Source organism: Halomonas sp. GD1P12, assembly GCF_025725645.1.
GTDB lineage: Bacteria > Pseudomonadota > Gammaproteobacteria > Pseudomonadales > Halomonadaceae > Vreelandella.
In genome coordinates this window covers 2,024,482-2,046,069 of the sequence record NZ_CP107007.1, presented here as the reverse complement: position 1 = coordinate 2,046,069, position 21,588 = coordinate 2,024,482, and the positions used below count along the sequence as shown (strand labels likewise).

At 59.6% G+C, this 21,588-nt stretch carries 21 protein-coding genes; 20 read left to right on the top strand and 1 reads right to left on the bottom strand.

What is annotated here, in order from left to right; genetic code table 11:
- Positions 1 to 30: 30 nt before the first annotated feature.
- Entirely contained in the window at positions 31 to 1,695 is a 1,665-nt protein-coding gene (locus OCT39_RS09550; protein ID WP_263584245.1) for an electron transfer flavoprotein-ubiquinone oxidoreductase, read from the bottom strand.
- Positions 1,696 to 2,121: 426 nt separating this feature from the next.
- Between OCT39_RS09550 and OCT39_RS09545 the strand changes: the two genes are divergently transcribed.
- The 20 genes from OCT39_RS09545 (at position 2,122) to clpX (ending at position 21,435) form a co-directional block, all read left to right on the top strand.
- Entirely contained in the window at positions 2,122 to 2,871 is a 750-nt protein-coding gene (locus tag OCT39_RS09545) for an electron transfer flavoprotein subunit beta/FixA family protein (protein ID WP_263584209.1), read from the top strand.
- Between the two features lie 52 nt (positions 2,872 to 2,923).
- Complete coding sequence (locus OCT39_RS09540; protein ID WP_263584208.1) at positions 2,924 to 3,850, top strand: electron transfer flavoprotein subunit alpha/FixB family protein; 927 nt, start codon at positions 2,924 to 2,926, stop codon at positions 3,848 to 3,850.
- A 235-nt stretch (positions 3,851 to 4,085) separates the two neighbouring features.
- Entirely contained in the window at positions 4,086 to 4,697 is a 612-nt protein-coding gene (locus OCT39_RS09535; protein ID WP_252109813.1) for a superoxide dismutase, read from the top strand.
- A gap of 530 nt (positions 4,698 to 5,227) precedes the next feature.
- On the top strand, positions 5,228 to 5,449 hold the full coding sequence (gene nrdH, locus OCT39_RS09530) for a glutaredoxin-like protein NrdH (RefSeq protein ID WP_252109812.1): 222 nt from the start codon (positions 5,228 to 5,230) through the stop codon (positions 5,447 to 5,449).
- Positions 5,450 to 5,458: 9 nt separating this feature from the next.
- Positions 5,459 to 5,890 carry a class Ib ribonucleoside-diphosphate reductase assembly flavoprotein NrdI gene (gene nrdI, locus OCT39_RS09525; RefSeq protein ID WP_263584244.1) on the top strand — a complete coding sequence of 144 codons (432 nt, stop codon included), beginning with the start codon at positions 5,459 to 5,461 and terminating at the stop codon, positions 5,888 to 5,890.
- Positions 5,891 to 5,901: 11 nt separating this feature from the next.
- The gene (gene nrdE / locus OCT39_RS09520; RefSeq protein ID WP_412031143.1) at positions 5,902 to 8,055 is read left to right on the top strand and encodes a class 1b ribonucleoside-diphosphate reductase subunit alpha; all 2,154 of its coding nucleotides are present in this window, start codon (positions 5,902 to 5,904) and stop codon (positions 8,053 to 8,055) included.
- Between the two features lie 24 nt (positions 8,056 to 8,079).
- On the top strand, positions 8,080 to 9,051 hold the full coding sequence (nrdF, locus tag OCT39_RS09515) for a class 1b ribonucleoside-diphosphate reductase subunit beta (protein WP_263584242.1): 972 nt from the start codon (positions 8,080 to 8,082) through the stop codon (positions 9,049 to 9,051).
- A 6-nt stretch (positions 9,052 to 9,057) separates the two neighbouring features.
- Positions 9,058 to 9,495 carry an NUDIX hydrolase gene (locus OCT39_RS09510; protein ID WP_263584241.1) on the top strand — a complete coding sequence of 146 codons (438 nt, stop codon included), beginning with the start codon at positions 9,058 to 9,060 and terminating at the stop codon, positions 9,493 to 9,495.
- A gap of 179 nt (positions 9,496 to 9,674) precedes the next feature.
- Complete coding sequence (thrS, locus tag OCT39_RS09505; protein WP_263584240.1) at positions 9,675 to 11,597, top strand: threonine--tRNA ligase; 1,923 nt, start codon at positions 9,675 to 9,677, stop codon at positions 11,595 to 11,597.
- Positions 11,598 to 11,657: 60 nt separating this feature from the next.
- Positions 11,658 to 12,149 (top strand): translation initiation factor IF-3, encoded by a 492-nt coding sequence (infC, locus tag OCT39_RS09500; protein WP_263584239.1) that lies wholly within the window; start codon positions 11,658 to 11,660, stop codon positions 12,147 to 12,149.
- Positions 12,150 to 12,230: 81 nt separating this feature from the next.
- Positions 12,231 to 12,425, top strand: coding sequence for a 50S ribosomal protein L35 (rpmI, locus tag OCT39_RS09495; protein WP_263584238.1), 195 nt, complete (start codon positions 12,231 to 12,233; stop codon positions 12,423 to 12,425).
- A 36-nt stretch (positions 12,426 to 12,461) separates the two neighbouring features.
- A complete protein-coding gene (rplT, locus tag OCT39_RS09490) occupies positions 12,462 to 12,815 on the top strand; it encodes a 50S ribosomal protein L20 (protein WP_009097607.1) in 354 nt (117 codons plus the stop codon).
- A 199-nt stretch (positions 12,816 to 13,014) separates the two neighbouring features.
- Positions 13,015 to 14,034, top strand: coding sequence for a phenylalanine--tRNA ligase subunit alpha (pheS, locus tag OCT39_RS09485; RefSeq protein ID WP_263584237.1), 1,020 nt, complete (start codon positions 13,015 to 13,017; stop codon positions 14,032 to 14,034).
- Positions 14,035 to 14,060: 26 nt separating this feature from the next.
- On the top strand, positions 14,061 to 16,436 hold the full coding sequence (pheT, locus tag OCT39_RS09480; protein WP_263584236.1) for a phenylalanine--tRNA ligase subunit beta: 2,376 nt from the start codon (positions 14,061 to 14,063) through the stop codon (positions 16,434 to 16,436).
- Between the two features lie 56 nt (positions 16,437 to 16,492).
- On the top strand, positions 16,493 to 16,789 hold the full coding sequence (locus tag OCT39_RS09475) for an integration host factor subunit alpha (RefSeq protein ID WP_252109802.1): 297 nt from the start codon (positions 16,493 to 16,495) through the stop codon (positions 16,787 to 16,789).
- A gap of 258 nt (positions 16,790 to 17,047) precedes the next feature.
- A complete protein-coding gene (locus tag OCT39_RS09470; protein WP_263584235.1) occupies positions 17,048 to 17,506 on the top strand; it encodes a flavodoxin domain-containing protein in 459 nt (152 codons plus the stop codon).
- Positions 17,506 to 17,874, top strand: a complete 369-nt coding sequence (locus tag OCT39_RS09465) for a hypothetical protein (RefSeq protein ID WP_263584234.1) — start codon at positions 17,506 to 17,508, stop codon at positions 17,872 to 17,874. Before OCT39_RS09470 ends, OCT39_RS09465 begins: the two co-directional genes overlap by 1 nt.
- A gap of 171 nt (positions 17,875 to 18,045) precedes the next feature.
- The gene (gene tig / locus OCT39_RS09460) at positions 18,046 to 19,392 is read left to right on the top strand and encodes a trigger factor (RefSeq protein ID WP_263584233.1); all 1,347 of its coding nucleotides are present in this window, start codon (positions 18,046 to 18,048) and stop codon (positions 19,390 to 19,392) included.
- Between the two features lie 69 nt (positions 19,393 to 19,461).
- Complete coding sequence (gene clpP, locus OCT39_RS09455; protein ID WP_252109798.1) at positions 19,462 to 20,079, top strand: ATP-dependent Clp endopeptidase proteolytic subunit ClpP; 618 nt, start codon at positions 19,462 to 19,464, stop codon at positions 20,077 to 20,079.
- A gap of 75 nt (positions 20,080 to 20,154) precedes the next feature.
- Positions 20,155 to 21,435, top strand: coding sequence for an ATP-dependent Clp protease ATP-binding subunit ClpX (clpX, locus tag OCT39_RS09450; RefSeq protein ID WP_263584232.1), 1,281 nt, complete (start codon positions 20,155 to 20,157; stop codon positions 21,433 to 21,435).
- Positions 21,436 to 21,588 lie beyond the last annotated feature (153 nt).

Sequence of the window (21,588 nt, the reverse complement as noted above, 5' to 3'; positions counted from 1 at the left end):
CGCGAGGCCGAGCTGATACATGCAAAGGTGCTACATGTTGGGGTAGTTCGGCCCGCCGCCGCCTTCTGGTGCCACCCAGGTAATGTTCTGGGCCGGGTCCTTGATGTCGCAGGTCTTGCAGTGCACGCAGTTCTGGAAGTTGATCTGAAAGCGCGGTTTGCCCTGATCGTCCTCCACCACCTCGTACACTCCGGCCGGGCAGTAGCGCTGCGCCGGTTCGGCGTATTTGGGCAGGTTGTGCTCGATGGGAATCGACGGATCCTCGAGTTTCAAGTGACAGGGCTGGTCCTCTTCATGGTTGGTGTTGGAGAGAAACACCGAGGAGGGCTTGTCGAAAGAGAGTTTGCCATCCGGTTTGGGGTAATCGATCTTCTCGAACTCATCGGCGGGCTTTAAAGCGCCGTGGTCGGTGGTGGTGTCATGAAGCGTCGGCAGCTTGTTGCCAACGAGCTGGTTGACGAAATTGAACGCGCCGCCGCCGACGTTACCGTACTTGTGCATCGCCGGGCCAAAGCTCGCATTCTCCTTGAGCTCCTGATAGGCCCAGCTCGACTCCCACTTCGCGGTGAAGCTTGAAAGCTCGGCACCACCTTCATCATTTGACTTGATCGCCTCGAATACGCTCTCGGCGGCCACCAGCCCGGATTTCATCGCGGTATGAATGCCCTTGATCTTGGCGAAGTTCAGCGTGCCGGCATCGCAGCCGATCAGAAGCCCACCGGGGAAGGTCATTTTCGGCAGGCAGTTGTAACCACCCTTGGTAATGGCGCGCGCGCCGTAGGCGACGCGTTTGCCGCCTTCCAGATACTGGCGTAGCACCGGATGGTGCTTCATGCGCTGGAATTCGTCGAAGGGCGAGAGCCACGGGTTTTTGTAACCCAGGTCCATGATCAAGCCGACCACGACCTGCTGGTTTTCGGCGTGGTAAAGAAACCAGCCGCCGTGGGTGTCGTTTTGAAGTGGCCAGCCGGAGCCGTGGACTACCAGCCCCGGCTCGTGCTGTTCGGCGGGCACGTCCCAAAGCTCCTTCAAGCCAATACCGTAGTGCTGGGGGTCGCGGCCTTCGTCGAGGGAAAACTCGCGGATCAGGCGCTTGCCCAGGTGCCCGCGCGAGCCCTCGGCAAAGAGGGTGTATTTCGCCCGCAGCTCCATGCCCGGCATATGGCCATCCTTGGGCGTGCCGTCGGCGGCAACGCCCATGTCGCCGATGAGAATGCCGCGCACCGCGCCATCTTCGATAATCACGTCCTGAGCGGCAAAGCCGGGAAAGATTTCGACCCCCAGGGCTTCGGCCTGCTCGGCCAGCCAGCGACACAAATTGCCCGCGCTGATCACGTAGCGGGTCTGGTCGCCGCCGGTGTTGTGCATGCTCTTCGGCACCAGCGCGTGGGGCAGTTTGCGAGCGTTCTCGCTATCCTTTAACAGGTAAAGGTCGTCGCGGGTGGCCGGCGTGTTGAGCGGGGCGCCGCGCTCTTGCCAGTCCGGGAAGAGCTCATTCAGCGCGCGCGGCTCCAACACCGCGCCGGATAGAATATGGGCGCCGACTTCGGAGCCTTTCTCCACGACGCATACGCTGAGCTCCTGCTCGGCTTCGTTGGCTTGCTGCATCAGGCGACACGCCGCCGCCAGGCCAGAGGGCCCCGCACCAACGATGACAACGTCCATCTCCATGACATCGCGCTCTGCGTTTTCCACTGGTCTCTCCTTATTCTCGTTAGTACCGTATCTTATAAAAACACGGACTTAATACTAAACGGTCGTTTGCTTCTGGTTATACCCCATGATAGGCATAATACCGGGCCTGGGTCATCACGACGATGGTCTGCCGGGCATTTGTGGCGCCTTGACCAGCGTTTCGGCTTTGTCGGAGCGCCGGATTTATCGTTTCAAAAGCGCTATATTAGCGTCAGACGGCATTTTAACGGTCTGGCGTTGTCGGGCGTAGACAAGCTGTGGCACATTGATGTGAACACTCGTCTGTCAAACGCTTGAATGAATATCGTATCGAGCAGGCCTTTTTCATTTTTTAGAGCCAGGCGGCATTAGCCACCGCCACAACGCACTGGCCGCCGAGTTACTCACGCCAGCGCCCGGGCTTCTTATCAGCCAAGCGAGGAAACCATGAAAGTACTAGTCGCGGTCAAACGCGTCATCGACTACAACGTGAAAATTCGCGTCAAGGCCGATCATTCGGACGTGGATCTGACCAACGTCAAGATGGCCATGAACCCCTTCTGCGAGATCGCCGTGGAAGAGGCGGTGCGCCTGAAGGAGCAGGGCGTGGCCACGGAAGTGGTCGCCGTGAGCATCGGCCCGAAAGCTGCCCAGGAGCAGCTGCGCACCGCGCTGGCGCTGGGCGCCGACCGGGCGATCCAGATCGAGACCGACGAGCGCGTCGAGTCGCTGGCGGTGGCGAAGCTGCTGGCGAAGGTGGTCGAACAGGAGCAGCCGGGGCTGGTGATTCTCGGCAAGCAGGCGATCGACACCGACAACAACCAGACCGGCCAGATGCTCGCAGCACTGTCCAATCTGCCCCAGGCCACCTTCGCCTCGAAGGTTGCCGTCGACGGCGACCGGGTCAGCGTCACCCGCGAGATCGACGGCGGCCTGCAGACGCTGTCACTGTCGCTTCCGGCGATCGTCACCACCGATCTGCGCCTCAACGAGCCGCGCTACGCCAAGCTTCCCGACATCATGAAAGCCAAGAAGAAGCCGATGGATGTCAAAACGCCGGCGGATTACGGCATCGAGGTGGCCTCGAAAGTGAGCCTGGTGAAGGTCGAAACGCCGGCCGAGCGCAAGGGCGGGGTAAAAGTGGCCTCGGTCGACGAGCTGGTCGACAAGCTCAGGAACGAAGCGAAGGTGCTTTGATCCCCCCACCTTCCGCTTGCCTCTTTCACCGTTATTCCAGGGAGTACACTCCATGAGCATTCTGGTACTGGCCGATCTTCACGACGGCCATCTGCTTGACGCCACCGCCCACGTGGTGGCCGCCGCCCGCGAGATCGGCGGCGATATCGATGTGCTGGTCGCCGGCGACGGCGTCCAGGCCGCGGCGGAGGCCGCCGCGAAACTCGACGGCGTCACCCGGGTTCGCCTGGCGGATAACGCCGTCTACGCCCACCAGCTCGCCGAGCCGCTGGGTGCGCTGGTGGTGTCGCTGGCCGACGACTACAGCCATATTCTCACCAGCGCCTCGACCACGGGCAAGAACGTGCTGCCGCGGGTCGCCGCGCTCAAGGACGTCAGCCAGCTTTCCGAAATCGTGGCGGTCGACGGCCCGGACACCTTCAAGCGTCCGATCTACGCCGGCAACGCCATCGCCACGGTGAAAAGCGACGACACGCTCAAGGTCATGACCGTGCGCACCACGGCGTTCGATGCCGTGGGCCGCGACAACGCGGCCGCCATCGAGGCAGTGGACACCGTGGTCGAGAACGACCAGTCGCAGTTCGTCGGTGAGGAGCTCGCGCAGTCCGACCGCCCGGAGCTGGGGGGCGCGAAGGTCGTGATCTCCGGGGGCCGTGGCATGGGCAACGGCGAGAACTTCAGACTGCTCGACGGCATCGCCGACAAGCTCGGTGCGGCGGTCGGCGCCTCCCGGGCGGCGGTGGATGCGGGCTTTGTGCCCAACGACATGCAGGTGGGTCAGACGGGCAAGATCGTCGCGCCGGATCTGTACATCGCGGTGGGCATCAGCGGCGCCATCCAGCACCTGGCGGGGATGAAGGACTCGAAGGTGATCGTGGCGATCAACAAGGACGAGGAAGCGCCGATCTTCCAGGTGGCGGACTACGGCCTGGTGGGGGATCTGTTCGAGCTTCTGCCGGAGCTTGAGAGTAAGCTCTGATCGCGTCTTGACGTTTTTCCGCCTGTAGGCGGATGATCGAAAGCCGGCTGCCGGGCAGCCGGCTTTTTATTGCGCGCCTATTAGATAAAGCGCTGATTGTTAGCTAGAGTGCTAGGGCGCGCAGCGCCAATGCACGTTTGCGTTTCGAGGAAAATTCCGCCCAAGCGGTTGAAAAGAGTAGGGCGTGACCGCACCTATTCAATGAACATCAAAAGTCACTCAAGGAGATGATGACATGGCACATACACTACCCGAACTGCCGTATGCCTACGACGCACTCGAGCCGAACATCGACGCGATGACGATGGAAATTCACCATTCGCGTCACCACAACACCTACGTGACCAACCTGAACAGCACGCTCGAAGGCACTGGCCTTGAAGATCTGTCGATCGAAGAGCTGGTGTCCAATCTGGACCGCGTACCGGAAGAGAAGCGTCAGGCCGTGATCAACAACGGCGGCGGTCACGTCAATCACTCCATGTTCTGGCAAATGATGTCGCCCAACGGCGGCGGTCAGCCCAAGGGTGACGTTGCCAAGGCGATCGACAGCGAACTGGGTGGCTTCGACACCTTCAAGGAAGAGTTCAAAAAGGCCGCCACCGGCCGTTTCGGCAGCGGTTGGGCGTGGCTCTCCGTGACGCCGCAGAAAAAGCTGGTCGTCGAGAACACGCTGAACCAGAACAGCCCGCTGATGGACGGCAACACGCCGATTCTGGGTCTCGACGTGTGGGAACACGCCTACTACCTGAAGTATCAGAACAAGCGCCCGGACTACATTGCCGCCTTCTTCGAAGTCGTCAACTGGGACGAAGTCGAGCGTCGCTACCAGGCCGCTATTGCCTAAGACGTTGACCGATCAGCAAGGCGCTTTGAGCGCCTTGTCGAAAGCCCGGCTCCGGCCGGGCTTTTTGCTGCGCGCTTGACGCACACGCTGTTTTTTCATCGCGGCTCTTTCGCCGCCTCGCTGCCTTCTCCATCGCCGTAGGGCCTGGGTATTCATTGTCGGCATTCATCCGACATGCCACCACGCACATTCTTGCGTTTTCACACGGCTCGATTTTGCTGGAAGCGTGTTTTTTTGACGTCAAAGCTAAGGTGGATAACCTTTCAAAACCCGGTCATTAACGTCGCTCAAAACGGCTTTAATCGATGGATATCGCGCTTGCAGTTCGCTTTTTTTCAAACCCCTTTTTGGCTGAGCCGCGCCGCTGCGCTGGGTACACTTTGTCAATAACCTGTGGATTAAAAAATACCATATATGCTTGAATTGATTTTGCAGTGGTCTATATATAGTATGCGTAGTCTGTTTAGAGGGGGTCGGGCACAACCGGTGCTCTAGCCCAAAAACGCCGCTATGAAAAGGAAAAAATAGCCATGGCCATCCAGATTTACAGCAAGCCCGCCTGCGTTCAGTGCACCGCCACTTACCGCGCGATGGACAAGCAGGGAATCGAGTACACCGTGATCGATATCACCGCTGAAGACGGCGCCCAGCAGGAAGTCGAGGCGCTGGGTTATCGCCAGCTGCCCGTCGTCGTGGCCGGTGACGATCACTGGTCGGGCTTTCGTCCGGATCGTATTCAGGCACTGGCTTAATTTCGTGCCATGCTGACGGACGCTCACGCACCGTTGGCTGGCACGCTGGTGTATTTTTCCACCCGGTCAGGCAACACCCATCGTTTCGTGGAAAAGCTGGGGTTGGCGGCGCACCGGCTGCCGATCAACCGCAACGACCCGGTTCCTCATATCGACACCCCTTACGTGCTCATTACCCCGACGTATGGTGGGGGCGGCACTAAAGGGGCGGTGCCGGGTCCGGTGATCCGCTTTTTGAACGATGAGCACAACCGGCGCCTCATCCGAGGCGTCATTGCCGCTGGCAATACCAATTTTGGCGAGGCTTACGGGCTGGCGGGGCGTATCGTCGCCCAGAAGTGCCAGGTGCCGCTGCTTTATCGATTTGAGCTTTTGGGCACTGACGATGACGTCGCCAGGGTTCGCAAAGGAGTAGAAGAGTTTTGGAAACGACAAACGTAGCCACTACCAACGTGCCTGAAACGAAAAAACCGGCGGCAGAAGCGAGCCAGACGCGTACGCTGGACTATCACGCGCTGAACGCGATGCTGAATCTTTACGGTGCCAATGGCGAGCTTCAGCTCGACAAGGACCGTGAAGCGGCGCGCCAGTACTTTCTGCAGCACGTCAATCAAAACACGGTTTTTTTCCACTCGCTGGAAGAGAAGCTCGACTACCTGGTGGAAGAGGGCTACTACGAAGCCGAGGTGCTTGGCCAGTACGCGCCGACTTTCGTCAAGGCGCTGTTCGAGCAGGCCTACGCCTACAAGTTTCGTTTCCCAAGCTTTCTGGGCGCGTTCAAGTACTACACCAGCTATACGCTGAAAACCTTCGATGGCAAACGCTATCTCGAGCGCTACGAAGACCGCGTATGCATGGTGGCACTCACGCTTGCCCGCGGTGACGAGGCGCTTGCCAAATCGCTGGTCGACGAGATCATCAGCGGGCGCTTCCAGCCGGCTACGCCAACGTTTTTGAACTGCGGTAAGCAGCAGCGCGGCGAGCTGGTGTCGTGCTTTTTGCTGCGTATCGAAGACAACATGGAGTCGATCGGCCGTTCCATCAACTCGGCGCTGCAGCTCTCCAAGCGCGGCGGCGGCGTGGCGTTCTTGCTGAGCAACATTCGCGAGTCCGGCGCACCGATCAAGCGCATCGAGAACCAGTCCTCCGGCATCATTCCCATCATGAAGCTGCTGGAAGACGCCTTCTCCTACGCCAACCAGCTCGGCGCGCGCCAGGGCGCGGGTGCGGTCTACTTGAACGCCCACCACCCGGACATCCTGCGCTTTCTGGATACCAAGCGCGAAAACGCCGACGAGAAGATTCGTATCAAGACGCTCTCGCTCGGGGTGACCATTCCGGATATCACCTTTGAGCTTGCCAAGCGTAACGACGACATGTACTTGTTCTCGCCCTACGACGTGGAGCGGGTCTACGGCAAGCCGTTTGGCGATATCAGCGTCAGCGAGCACTACCACGAGATGGTGGCAGATGCGCGCATTCGCAAGCAGAAGATCAACGCACGCGCCTTCTTCCAGACGCTGGCGGAGCTGCAGTTCGAGTCCGGCTACCCCTACATCATGTTCGAAGACACGGTGAACCGGGCCAACCCGATCGCCGGGCGCATCAACATGAGCAATCTGTGCTCGGAGATTCTGCAGGTCAACACGCCGACCGAGTACGATGAAAGCCTGAACTACAGCAAGATCGGTCAGGACATCTCCTGCAACCTGGGCTCGATGAACATTGCCAAGGTCATGGACTCCGGCGATATCGGCACCAGCGTGGACATCGCCATTCGTGGCCTGACCGCCGTCTCCGAGATGAGCAACCTCAAAAGCGTGCCCTCGATCGCCGAAGGCAACGCCAAGTCGCGCGCCATCGGTTTGGGTCAGATGAACCTGCACGGCTTTTTGGCTCGCGAGCACATCTACTATGGCTCGGAAGAGGGGCTGGATTTCACCAATCTCTACTTCTACTGCGTAGCGTTTCACGCCATTCGTGCGTCGAATCAGTTGGCGATCGAGCACGGTGATACCTTTGCAGGCTTTGCCGACTCCACCTACGCCTCGGGCACGTTCTTCGACAAGTACACTGACGAGGCGTGGCTGCCGAAGACCGAGAAGGTGCGCGAGTTGTTCGAGCGCAGCGGCATCGCGCTTCCGACTCAGGGTGACTGGGAGCAGTTGAAGACGTCGGTCATGGCGCACGGCCTTTACAACCGTAACCTGCAGGCCGTACCGCCGACCGGGTCGATCTCGTACATCAACCACTCCACCTCGAGCATTCACCCGGTAGCGGCGAAGATCGAGATTCGCAAGGAAGGCAAGCTTGGCCGCGTTTACTACCCGGCGCCGTTCTTGAGCGAAGAGAACTTCGACTACTTCCAGGACGCCTACGAGATCGGCCCCGAGAAGATCATCGACACCTACGCCGAGGCGTCCAAACACGTCGATCAGGGCTTGTCGCTGACGCTGTTTTTCCCGGATACCGCCACCACGCGCGATATCAACAAGGCGCAGATCCACGCGTGGCGCAAGGGCATCAAAACGCTTTACTACATTCGTCTGCGTCAAAGCGCGCTGGAAGGCACCGAAGTCGAAGGCTGTGTTTCCTGCACGCTGTAACCACGTAACGAAAGAGACCACTCAATGAACACCATGCAACGTCTATCACGGGTCGACGCCGTTAACTGGAACCGGCTGCAGGACGACAAGGACCTGGAGGTCTGGAACCGTCTGACGAGCAACTTCTGGCTGCCGGAAAAAGTGCCGCTGTCCAACGATATCCAGTCCTGGAACACGCTCACTCAGCAGGAAAAGCAGCTGACCATCCGTGTGTTCACGGGCTTGACGCTTCTGGACACCATCCAGGGCAGCATCGGCGCGCCAACGCTGATGGAGGATGCGCGCACGCCCCACGAAGAAGCGGTGTACACCAACATCGCCTTCATGGAGTCGGTGCACGCGCGCTCCTACAGCTCGATCTTCTCGACGCTTTGTACCACGCGCGATGTCGACGACGCGTTTCGCTGGAGCGAAGAGAACCCGATGCTCCAGGCGAAGTCCGAGCTGATTCTCGAGCGCTACCGCGCAGACGATCCCTTGATGCGCAAAGTCGCCAGCGTTTTTCTGGAGTCGTTTCTGTTCTACTCCGGCTTCTACCTGCCCATGTACTGGTCGAGCCACGCCAAGCTCACCAACACGGCGGATTTGATCCGCCTGATCATTCGCGATGAGGCGGTGCACGGCTACTACATCGGCTACAAGTTCCAGCAGGCGCTCGCCGAGGCCACCCCGGAGCGCCAGCAGGCGGTCAAGGATTACGCCTACGAGCTGCTTTTGGAGCTTTACGACAACGAGGTGCGCTACACCGAGTCGCTTTATGACGCGGTCGGCCTGACCGAGGACGTGAAGAAGTTTTTGCACTACAACGCCAACAAGGCGCTGATGAATCTGGGCTTCGAGCCGCTCTTTCCGAGCAGCGTGACCGACGTGGACCCGACCATCATGGCCGCGCTTTCGCCAAGTGCCGATGAAAACCACGACTTCTTCTCCGGCTCCGGTTCGTCCTACGTGATCGGCAAGGCGGTCGCCACTGAAGATGACGACTGGGCGTTTTAAGTCATCATGAGCGATAGAGTTGTAGCAGCGAAAGCGCCCACGGGGGCACCCCTGCCTACGCTTTACATCGCCGCGGCGATTGTGATCAACGCCGCTGACGAGCTTTTGCTGGTGCGAAAGCGCGGCAGCCGTTTTTTCATGCAGCCCGGCGGTAAAATCGAGCCGGGTGAGCCGGTAAGGCAGGCGCTGGTTCGCGAGCTCGAAGAGGAGCTTGGGGTTTGCGTTTCGCCGGAACGTCTCGAGCATGTGGCGCGCCTCAAAATCGAAGCGGCCAATGAGGCGGATACGCTGATCGATACCGAGCTCTTTCGTCTGGACCTCGATGAGCGCGTCGAGGCGGCGGCGGAGATCGCCGAGGCGGTGTGGGTCACGCCGCACAAGGCCCGGGCGCTTACGCTCGCGCCGCTGACCCGTGAGCACGTTCTGGCGCTGGTGCGCGGCTAACGATTTCAAGCGCCGCAAGGGTAAGCCCGGCGCCGGTGTCTCGCCGCCTGAAAGTCTGCTAGGCTACGCGCCTGCTCATCAATGGGCAGGCGCTTTTGCGTTTGAAACGAACCCTCAAGCCATTGATAGCGATATGTGATCCCTGGTATGGATCACCACTGCGCTCAAGGAACACCCGAATGCCCATAGTGACACTGCCCGACGGCAGCCAACGTACGTTTGACGAACCGCTTTCCATCATGGCTCTCGCCGAGTCCATTGGCCCTGGTTTGGCCAAGGCGTGCGTGGCCGGAAAGATCGACGGTGTGCTGGTCGATGCGGCCGATGTAATCGAGCACGACGCCGAGGTCGCGATCATTACCGCCCGCGATCCGGAAGGCATCGACATCATTCGCCACTCCAGCGCGCACCTGATTGGGCATGCGGTAAAGCAGCTCTACCCGGACGCCAAAATGGCGATCGGCCCGGTGATCGAAAACGGCTTCTATTACGATATCGATTTTGGCCGCTCGGTCACGCCGGATGATCTGGAAGCGATCGAAAAACGCATGCAGGCGCTGATCGACACCGAATACGACGTGGTCCGCGAATACGTCGACCGCGACCAGGCGCTGGAAACCTTCGTTGCCCGCGACGAGCCCTACAAGCAGGAGATCGTGCGCGAGATTCCTGACGGCGCGGCTATCCGCCTGTACCACCACGAAGAGTACACGGACATGTGCCGGGGTCCGCACGTGCCCAACACGCGTCATCTAAAAGCGTTCAAGCTGACCAAGCTGGCCGGCGCCTACTGGCGCGCAGACGCCTCCAACGCCATGCTCACGCGCATCTACGGTACGGCCTGGGGCGACAAAAAGCAGCTCAAGGCCTACCTGAAGCGCCTGGAAGAGGCAGAAAAGCGCGACCACCGTAAGCTGGCGCGCAAGCTCGATCTCTTCCACATGCAGGAAGAGGCGCCGGGCATGGTGTTCTGGCATCCCAACGGCTGGGCGCTGTGGCAGCAGGTCGAGCAGTACATGCGCGGCGTCTATAAAGAGGGCGGCTACCAGGAAATCCGCTGTCCGCAGGTCATGGACGTGTCGCTGTGGAAAAAGTCCGGCCACTGGGACAACTACGCCGACGGCATGTTCTTCACCGAATCGGAGAAGCACGAGTACGCGCTCAAGCCGATGAACTGCCCGGGCCACGTCCAGGTGTTCAACTCCGGGCTTAGAAGCTACCGCGAGCTTCCGGTACGCTTTGGCGAGTTCGGCGGCTGCCACCGCAACGAGCCGTCCGGCGCGCTGCACGGGATTATGCGCGTGCGCGCCTTTACCCAGGACGATGGCCACGTCTTCTGCACCGAGGCTCAGGTCGAGCCGGAAGTCACGAGTTTCCATCGCCAGGCGCTGAAGGTGTACCAGGACTTTGGCTTCGAGGACATCGCGATCAAGATCGCGCTGCGCCCGGAAAAGCGCATCGGCAGCGACGAGGTGTGGGATCGCGCCGAAGACGCTCTGCGCGGTGCGCTCAAGGCCTGTGACGTCGAGTGGCAGGAACTTCCCGGCGAAGGCGCGTTCTACGGCCCCAAGATCGAGTATCACATGAAGGACTGCCTGGGTCGTGAGTGGCAGGTCGGCACCATGCAGGTCGACTTCATGATGCCCGAGCGTTTGGGCGCGCAGTACGTGACCGAAGAGGGCGAGCGCAAGGCGCCGGTCATGCTGCACCGGGCGATCGTCGGCTCCATGGAGCGCTTCATCGGCATCCTGATTGAACATTACGCCGGGGCTATGCCATTATGGCTGGCACCCGAGCAAGTGGTCATCATGAATATCACCGATTCGCAGCGTGATTACGCGCTGGAATTGGAGAAACGCTTGCAAAAAAGCGGTCTTCGCGTCAAGGCAGACTTGAGGAACGAGAAGATCGGCTTTAAAATCCGTGAGCATACGTTACAGAAAATTCCCTATCTCCTTGTGGTCGGAGATAAGGAAGTCGAAGCTGACTCAGTGGCCGTGCGAACTCGCAGCGGCGAAAACCTCGGCACCATGACCGTCGATGACTTCATCGAACGCGCAAGCGCCGAGAGAGCAGCCCTGGCGACATCGTCAATTGCCTAAGGAGACAGAGCAATCAAGCGAAGCAACCCGCGCGGGCGTCCTGCAGACAAGCGCCCACCAATGAACGAGCGTATTACCGAAGAAGAAGTCCGTTTGATCGACGCTGAAGGTGAGCAGCTGGGCGTTGTGCCCACTACTGAAGCGTTGGAACGTGCTGAAGCTGCCGGTTTGGACCTCGTGCAAATTTCAAATGCCGATCCTATCGTCTGCAAGATCATGGATTACGGCAAGTTCGTTTTTGAGTCGAAAAAGCAAAAAGCGGCTCAAAAGAAAAAGCAAAAGCAAATCCAGGTCAAGGAAGTCAAATTCCGGCCCGGCACTGACGAAGGCGATTACCAGGTGAAGCTCAAAAACCTGATTCGCTTTCTCGAAGGTGGTGACAAGGGCAAGGTCACTTTGCGTTTTCGTGGTCGCGAAATGGCGCACCAGGACATCGGCCGCAAGCTGATGGAGCGGATCGCGGCAGACCTCGAAGAGATCGGTTCGGTGGAATCCTTCCCGAAAATGGAAGGCCGCCAGATGATCATGATTCTTGCCCCCAAAAAGAAGTGATCCAACGGCGAATTTAACGGGTCAGCGCTTGGCGCTGACCGGCCCTGGGTTTTCTAAAAAACATCGAGCGGAGTTATTCTCATGCCGAAAATCAAAAGCAACAGCGGCGCTGCCAAGCGCTTCAAGAAGACGGCTAACGGCTTCAAGCACAAGCAGTCTTTCCGTAGCCACATCCTGACCAAGAAATCGACCAAGCGTAAGCGTCAGCTTCGCGGTATGAAGCAGATTCACGCAGCAGACAAGCCGCTGATCCAGCGCATGCTGCCGAATATGTAAGTCGTTTTCGAATTTTTTTAAAGTCAGGAGTGTGTCATGACTCGAGTCAAGCGTGGCGTTGTCGCCCGTCGTCGTCATAAGAAAGTACTGAAGCAGGCCAAAGGCTACTACGGTGCTCGTTCGCGCGTTTTCCGCGTTGCCAAGCAGGCCGTCATCAAGGCCGGCCAGTACGCGTACCGCGACCGTCGTAACCGTAAGCGTCAGTTCCGTGCCCTGTGGATCCAGCGTATCAACGCCGGTGCCCGCATCAACGGCATGTCTTACAGCCGTTTCGTTGGTGGCTTGAAGAAAGCCGGCATCGAAATCGACCGTAAGGTACTGGCGGATCTGGCGGTTCACGAGAAAGCAGCGTTCGCTGCCATCGTGGAAAAAGCCAAGGCTGCCCAATAAGGTTTTAGGCCCGCTTTGGCTTGAAACCAGGGTCATGTCCCGATGACCCATGCAGGGGAAGAGCAGCCGCTCTTCCCCTGTTTTTTTGCCATCGAAAAATCGTTGCTATTGAAACCCTGGCTATTGAAAATTCATCCAATAAGGTCCCGTTCTGGCGACGCCTTATTGGATGAAAACCGCTTAATTCGGAGTTTAATGGATGGACCACCTGCCTACGCTGGTATCAGAGGCGCGCGACGCGATCAAGGCCGCGCAGAGCGTCGCTGAACTGGACGAATTACGAGTTCGCTACCTGGGCAAGAAGGGCGAGGTCACCGCGCTGTTGAAGGGGCTCGGTAAGCTCAGCGCCGAGGAGCGCCCGGCGGCGGGCGAGCGGATCAACCAGGCGAAACAGACGTTAGCTGGAGAAATCGACGCCAAGCGTGAGGCGCTGGAAAGCGAAGCGCTCAACGCGCGCCTGGCGGCAGAGAAGATCGACGTGACGCTGCCGGGGCGCGCCCACGCGCCGGGTGGGCTGCATCCGGTGACGCGTACACTCGAGCGTATCGAGAGCCTGTTTACCCGTATCGGCTATGACGTAGCGGTGGGGCCTGAGATCGAGGACGACTACCACAACTTCGAAGCACTCAATATTCCCGCGCACCATCCGGCCCGCGGTATGGCGGACACCTTCTATTTCGACGCCACGCGCCTTCTGCGTACCCACACCTCGCCGGTGCAGGTGCGTACGATGAAAGAGAGCGAGCCGCCGATTCGCATTGTCTGCCCCGGGCGGGTCTATCGCAGCGACTCGGATCTCACCCACACGCCGATGTTTCATCAGGTCGAGGGGCTGCTGGTCGATGAGGGCGTAAGCTTCGCCGATCTCAAGGGCACTATCGAAGACTTCCTGCAGGCGTTTTTCGAGCGTGACGATCTGATGGTGCGCTTTCGTCCCTCCTACTTTCCGTTCACCGAACCCTCTGCCGAGGTGGATATTCAGTGCGTAATGTGTAGCGGCGATGGCTGTCGGGTCTGCTCGCACAGCGGCTGGCTCGAGGTCATGGGCTGCGGCATGGTGCATCCGGAAGTGTTCAAGCACTCTGGCATCGACACCGAGCGCTACACCGGTTTCGCCTTTGGCATGGGCGCCGAGCGCCTGGCGATGCTGCGCTACGGCGTCAACGACCTGCGACTGTTCTTTGAGAACGATCTGCGCTTTTTACGTCAGTTTGCCTAACCACGCCGCCAGACACAGGAACGAGCATGAAATTTTCAGAACAGTGGCTGCGTGAGTGGGTATCGCCGCAGCTGGACACCCAAACGCTTGCCGACCAGATCACCATGGCGGGCCTCGAAGTCGACGCCGTCGAGCCCGTAGCCCCTGCCTTTGAAGGCGTGGTAGTCGCCGAAGTCATCGCCAAGGAGCCGCATCCGGACGCCGATAAGCTCAACGTATGCCGCGTCAACGACGGCACCGGTGAGGTGCAGGTGGTGTGCGGGGCGCGCAACGTGGCCGTTGGTCAGCGTGTGCCTTTCGCCCAGGTCGGCGGGGTGCTGCCCGGCGACTTCAAGATCAAGAAAGCGAAGCTTCGCGGCGTCGAGTCCTTCGGCATGATTTGCTCCGCCTCGGAGCTTGGCCTCGAAGAAGAGACCTCCGAGGGTATTTTCGTCCTGCCGGAAGACGCTCCAATCGGCGACAGCGTGCGTGCCTACCTGATTCTCGATGACGCGACCATCGAAGTGGACCTGACGCCTAACCGGGGCGATTGTCTGAGCGTCAAGGGCATGGCCCGAGAAGTCGGTGTGCTCAACCGTCTGCCGGTTCAGGCGCCTGCCTGTGAGCCGGTGGCGCCGAGCATCGAGCAGCGCTTTCCGGTCAGCGTCAGTGCCGGTGAGCAGTGCCCGCGCTACGTATCGCGGGTGATCGACGGCATTGATCTGACGCGGCCTACGCCGCTCTGGATGGCCGAGCGCCTGCGCCGTAGCGGCGTGCGCACCATCGACCCGGCGGTCGACGTCACCAACTACGTCATGCTCGAGCTCGGCCAGCCGCTTCACGCCTTCGATCTGAATAACCTGAGCGAGGGTATTCAGGTGCGTATGGCAGAAGAGGGCGAGCGACTGACGCTGCTCGACGGTCAGGACATCGCGCTGCGCCCGGATACGCTGGTGATCGCCGACGCCTCTGGGCCGCTGGCCATGGCCGGCGTCATGGGGGGTGAGTCCTCCGGCGTCAGCGCCACCACGCGCACGCTGTTTCTCGAGGCCGCCTACTTCACCCAGCTAGCGGTCGCCGGCCAGGCACGCTCCTACGGGCTGCACACCGACGCCTCTCACCGTTTCGAGCGCGGTGTCGACCCGTCGTTGACCGTTCAGGCGATCGAGCGGGCTACGCGCCTGTTGATCGATATTTGTGGCGGTCAGGCGGGGCCCGTGTGTGAAACGCAAAACGAGGTGGATCTACCCAAGGCGCGCCGTATCACGCTGCGTGAGACGCGCCTTGGTCAAGCGCTCTCCAAGGAGCTCGCGGTTGACGAGGTCAGCGATATTCTCGACCGTCTCGGGCTTACAAGCTCGTATGCCGACGGCGAGTGGCAGGTCGCGGTGCCGAGCTGGCGTTTCGATATTGCCATCGAAGAGGATTTGATCGAAGAGATCGCCCGCATCCACGGCTACAACAACCTGCCGGTACGCCGCCCGGCGGCGCGTTTGGCGCTGCGCTCGGCCAACGAGGCGCGGCTGACCCAGTCAGCGCTCAAGAACCGGATGGTCGCCCGCGGCTATCAGGAGGCGATCACCTATAGCTTCGTTGCGCCGGAGCTTCAAAAGACGCTCATGCCCGAGGCGGTCTCGCCGGTGCTGGCCAATCCGATCTCGGCGGATCTGTCGGTCATGCGTGCAAGTCTTTTCCCGGGGCTGGTGCGCGCGCTTTCGCACAATCTGAACCGTCAGCAGCACCGTGTACGCCTGTTCGAAACCGGGCTGGTTTTCCAGGGCGAGCTCGATTCGCTCACCCAAGCGCCGATGCTGGGCGCGCTTGCGTGCGGGCCGCGCGAGCTCGAAGGGTGGAGTAGCGACAAGACCGCGGTGGATTTCTTCGATCTCAAGGGCGATCTCGAAAGCCTTCTGGCGATGGGCGACGACAGCGCCTGGCGCTTCGAGCCCGGCGAGCACCCGGCGCTACATCCGGGCCAGTGCGCCGAGCTGTTCCACGGCGATCAACCCGCCGGCTGGATCGGTACGCTACACCCGAAAGTGCGCGCGGAGCTTGGTTTAAAAGTCGACGCGGTACTGTTCGAGGTGCGCCTCGATGCACTGAGCGAAGGCGTGATTCCCGCCTTCGCGCCGCTGTCCCGCTATCCGGAAGTGCGCCGCGATCTGGCTTTCAGTCTCGATGCGCAAACGCCGGTGCAGGCGCTTCTCGACTGCGTGAGCCGCGAGGCCGGCGATCATCTTGAGGATCTCAAGCTTTTCGACGTCTACACGGGTAAAGGGGTGGAACCGGGGCAGAAGAGTATCGCCCTGGGCTTGACCTGGCAGCATCCATCGCGCACGCTGAATGATGATGAAATCAATCAGCGGGTGGATTCGATCGTGGCCGAGGCAAACGCCACGTTGAATGCGCAGCTTCGCGGCTGACACGTAGCGGTCGCAAGCAACATCGTTGGCAATGGTGGGCGACAAGGAGAAGCGATATGGGGGCGTTGACCAAAGCGGAGCTGGCCGAGCATCTACACACTGAGCTTGCGCTGTCCAAGCGCGAAGCCAAGGCCATGGTAGAGACGTTTTTCGAAGAGATTCGTGCCTGCCTGCGGGAAAACGAGCAGGTCAAGCTTTCCGGTTTTGGCAACTTCGATTTGCGCGACAAGCGCGAACGGCCGGGTCGAAACCCGAAAACCGGCGAGGAGATCCCGATTTCCGCCCGCCGCGTGGTGACCTTTCGCCCGGGCCAGAAGCTCAAGCAGCAGGTCGAGCACTTCACCGACGCTTGAAGGTCCATACCTGAGTCGTTGCGCGCGACGCGCGTGCCCGTATCAGGCGCCTCTTAACGGGGGCGCCTTTTTTGTGCGCTGCCTTGCGTCAACGAGCGGGCGCCAACGCGCCCGAAATGCGTTTTGCGGTCAAATCGTGTTAATATCCGAGCAAATTCATCGGGTATAGGTCGGATGCTGTCCGCCCCGTGCTTTCATCGTTTATAAGAACGTTTATCGAGAGCGTTTTTCAAGAATTGCTTACCGAGGAGTTCATCAATGCCTCAGCTCAATATTCTGGTGGGTACCATGTACGGCGGGGCGCTCGATGTGGCCGAGCAGGTCAAGCCGCTGTTCGAAGCCGCCGGGTATACGGTCGCCATCAAGGAGCAGCCGGTCGTTGAGGACGTCAAGGAGCAGGCGCTGGCGCTTTTTTGCGTCTCCACTACCGGCAGCGGCGATTTTCCGGGTAACTTCGTTCCCTTCGTACGCCAGCTCAAGGATCAAAGCCCGGCGCTGACAGAGCTCAATTACGGGCTCATCGCGCTTGGCGATAGCTCCTATGACGATACCTTCTGCGGTGCCGGCCGGGCGCTTGACGCGCTGCTCGAGGATCTGGGCGCAAAACGCCTGGGCGAGCGTCTGGAAGTGGACGCCATGGAGACCTTCATGGCGGACGACGCCGCGCTCCCCTGGGTCGAGGCCTGGATCGACGAGCAGTCGCTCAAGGTCGCCTGATGCAGCCGGGACGCTGTGAACGGGTAGGGGTAGCGATCGGCCTGTGCGTGCTCATGTTGTCGGTGATGCCACGCTACGTGGCCGGCGGTTTCGATACGCGTTTGACCCTATTGCTGGTCGCCATCGTTTTGGTGGCCGGCGCGGCGATTGCCAACTGGCGCATGCTTTCAAAAGAGGAGCGCAAGCGCCTGCCGTCGCTGTTGAAACGGCTGGTGTTGTCGCTGGGTCTTGGCACCGCCGCTATGGGAGTGTGGCATTTGCTGATGACCGACTGGCTAAGCTGGCAGCAGTTCATCTCCCACGCCGCCACCTGTGGACTTTTACTGTTTGCCGTCAGTCTTGGCTGGCAGCGAAAACCGTCTGACTGAAAAGGGAGCGCGGAATTTCACTGAAACTCCCTTGTAATTACGCAGTGCGCCCCCATCTTGCGAACATGGTGGGCACCCAGGCGCTTGCCAGGTTGCGCCGGGGTTCTTAAAATCGCCCCTTTAACTATCGATACATATTCACTACAACGCCCAGCCGCTAGAGGACAATTCATGCAAGTTTCTGTCGAGACGACCTCCCCCATCGAACGTCGCATCACCATCCAGGTACCGGCGGCGGACATCGACGAGGCCGTCAGCGCTCGCTTGAAAGACACCGCGAAAAACGTTCGCTTGAACGGTTTCCGCCAGGGCCGGGTTCCGATGGACGTCGTGCGTCAGCGCTATGGCGACAGCGTTCGCAGCGAAGTGGTGGGCGAAGTCATGCGCGAGCGCTACGTCCGCGCCATTACCGACGAGGGTTTGAACCCCGCCGGCTACCCGCAGATCGAGCCGAAGGTCAACGAAGCGGGTAAGGATTTCGAATTCGTGGCGGTCATGGAAGTGTACCCGCAGGTCGAGCTGAACTCGATCGAGGGTACCGAGGTCGAGCGCCCGGTCGTTGAAGTCAGCGAAAGCGACGTCGACGAGATGATCGAAACCCTGCGCAAGCAAAATGCTGAGTGGCAGGAAGTGGACAAGGCCGCGGCAGACGGCGACCAGGTCACCATCGATTTTCAGGGCTACCTGGGCGACGAGCCGTTCGAAGGCGGCAGCGCCGAGAACCATTCGCTGGTCATCGGCTCCAACAGCTTCATTCCGGGCTTCGAAGAGCAGCTGATCGGCGCCAAGGCGGGTGAAGAGAAGACGCTCAACGTCACCTTCCCGGAAGATTACCAGGCCGAACATCTGGCCGGTCAGCAAGCGTCCTTCAAGGTCACGGTTCATAAGGTCAGCGCCCAGGAACTTCCGGCGGTCGATTCCGCGTTCTTCGAGCGTTTCGGTGTCGAAGATGGCGACGAGTCCAAATTCCGCGCCGAAATCAAGAAGAACATGACCCGCGAAGCGTCCCAGGCGGTTGATAACCGCGTCAAGCAGCAGGTGCTGGACGCGCTTAAAAACGCCAACGACATTTCCGTTCCCAGTGCGCTGGTGCAGCAGGAAACCGACGGTATGAAGCGTCAGGCCGCTCAGCAGTTCGGCCTCGGCGAAGACTTCGACGTCAGCCAGCTGCCGAACGAATTGTTCGCCGACCAGGCCAAGGGGCGCGTTCAGGTCGGCCTGCTGCTTGCCGAAGTCATCAAGGCCAACGAACTCGACGCCTCTGACGACGAAATCAAGGCGAAGGTCGAGGAGTTGGCCGAGCAGTACCAGGACCCCTCTGAAGTGGTCGAGTACTACATGGGTAACAACGAGCTCAAAACGCAGGTCAAATCCGCTATTCTCGAAGAGAAAGCGGTCGACAAACTTCTTGAGCAGGCAAACGTCAAGGATGTCGAAATGAGCTACCAGCAGGCGCTGGCCGCGGCTCAGCAGCAGGCGGAGCAGGGCGAGGAAGAGAGCGAAGAGTCCAACGCCTGACCTTTCCTGAATGATCTCGTGGCGCACTCCGGTGCGCCTCTCCCTTACCGGACGCAAGGAATCACCCGTATGAGTGAGTTTGATATTCAAAACGCCGGCGGTTTAGTGCCCATGGTGGTTGAGCAAAGCGCCAAAGGGGAACGAGCTTACGATATTTATTCACGGCTTTTGAAAGAGCGCGTCATTTTTCTCGTTGGCCCGGTCGAAGACTACATGGCCAACCTGGTCGTGGCGCAGATGCTCTTTCTGGAGTCTGAAAATCCAGATAAAGACATCCACCTGTATATCAACTCGCCGGGTGGCTCGGTCACTGCAGGAATGTCGATTTACGACACCATGCAGTTCATCAAACCGGACGTGTCGACCGTGTGTATCGGTCAGGCCGCCAGCATGGGCGCGCTACTTTTGACCGCAGGTGCCGCGGGCAAGCGTTACTGTCTGCCCAACTCACGCGTTATGATCCACCAGCCGCTGGGCGGCTATCAGGGGCAGGCCTCTGACATCGAGATCCACACGCGGGAAATTTTGGGTATTCGCGAAAAACTCAACCACATTCTTGCCCATCACACGGGCCAGGATATCGAGAAAGTCGCCCGCGATACCGACCGCGACAACTTCATGAGCGCCAACCAGGCTCAAGAGTATGGCCTGATTGACGCAGTGCTGGATAAGCGGCCTGCATCCTGATAGCGTAAACGGATTTCCGCTTTTCCAACGAGCTTTTCCGGCGGCGAAAGCCGCCGCAGTGATAGGGGTACGCCAATGGCCGACGGCAAAGGCAAGGACGAAGGTGGCAAACTGCTTTACTGCTCGTTTTGTGGCAAGAATCAAAACGAAGTTCGTAAGCTGATTGCTGGCCCGTCCGTATATATCTGCGATGAGTGTGTCGATCTGTGTAACGACATCATTCGCGAGGAAGTTCTCGAAGCCGATGCCGAGAGCGACGAAGAGCGTCTGCCTACACCTCGCGAAATTCGTTACACCCTGGATGACTACGTCATTGGGCAAGACCGCGCGAAAATGGTGCTTTCCGTTGCGGTGTACAATCACTATAAGCGGTTGAAGACCGACGTGCGCGAAAGCGATGTGGAGCTTGGCAAGTCCAACATCCTGCTGATCGGCCCGACCGGTAGCGGCAAGACGCTTTTGGCCGAAACCATGGCGCGGCTTTTGAACGTGCCGTTCACGATTGCCGATGCCACCACGCTGACCGAAGCGGGTTACGTGGGTGAAGATGTCGAAAACATCATTCAAAAGCTTTTGCAAAAGTGTGATTACGACGTCGAGAAAGCCGAACGCGGTATCGTCTACATCGATGAGATCGACAAGATCTCGCGCAAGTCGGACAATCCCTCGATCACTCGCGACGTGTCCGGCGAAGGCGTGCAGCAGGCGCTTTTGAAGTTGATCGAAGGCACGACCGCGTCGGTTCCGCCCCAGGGCGGGCGCAAGCATCCGCAGCAGGAGTTCGTGCAGGTCAACACGGCGAATATGCTCTTTATCGTAGGTGGCGCCTTTGCCGGCCTCGACAAGGTCATTCGCGACCGCTCCGAAAAGGGCGGTATTGGCTTCAACGCCAGCGTGAAGAGCAAGGAAGCGTCCAAGGGCGTGGGCGAGCTTTTGGCCGCTGTCGAGCCGGACGATCTGGTCAAGTTTGGTTTGATTCCCGAGTTCGTCGGGCGTCTACCGGTCATCGCAACGCTCACCGAGCTTAACGAAGACGCGCTGATTCAGATTCTGACCGAGCCGAAGAACTCGCTGGTCAAGCAGTACGCCAAGCTCTTCGAAATGGAAGATGTGACGCTTGAGTTTCGCGAAGAGGCGCTTCGCGCCGTGGCCGCCAAGGCCATGGAGCGCAAGACCGGCGCGCGGGGCCTGCGCTCGATTCTCGAATCAGTACTGCTCGACACCATGTACGAGATTCCCTCGCTCGAGGACGTCAGCAAGGTAGTGATCGACAAATCGGTCATCGAGGGCGAAAGCCAACCGCTTTTGATCTACACCAATCAGCAAGAGAAGCGCGTTGACGGAACCGACGGCTAATCGCCCCGCGTTCGATCCAGGATCTGCTTGCACCACCGTCAAGGGGTCGCCTATGCGACCCCTTGTTGTTGTAGAAAGGTTGCCGACGCAAGGTTCTTGACCGAAGGTTGACCCAGCGCCGATCGCGTGGCGCTTTACCAGTGCGCCGCGCCG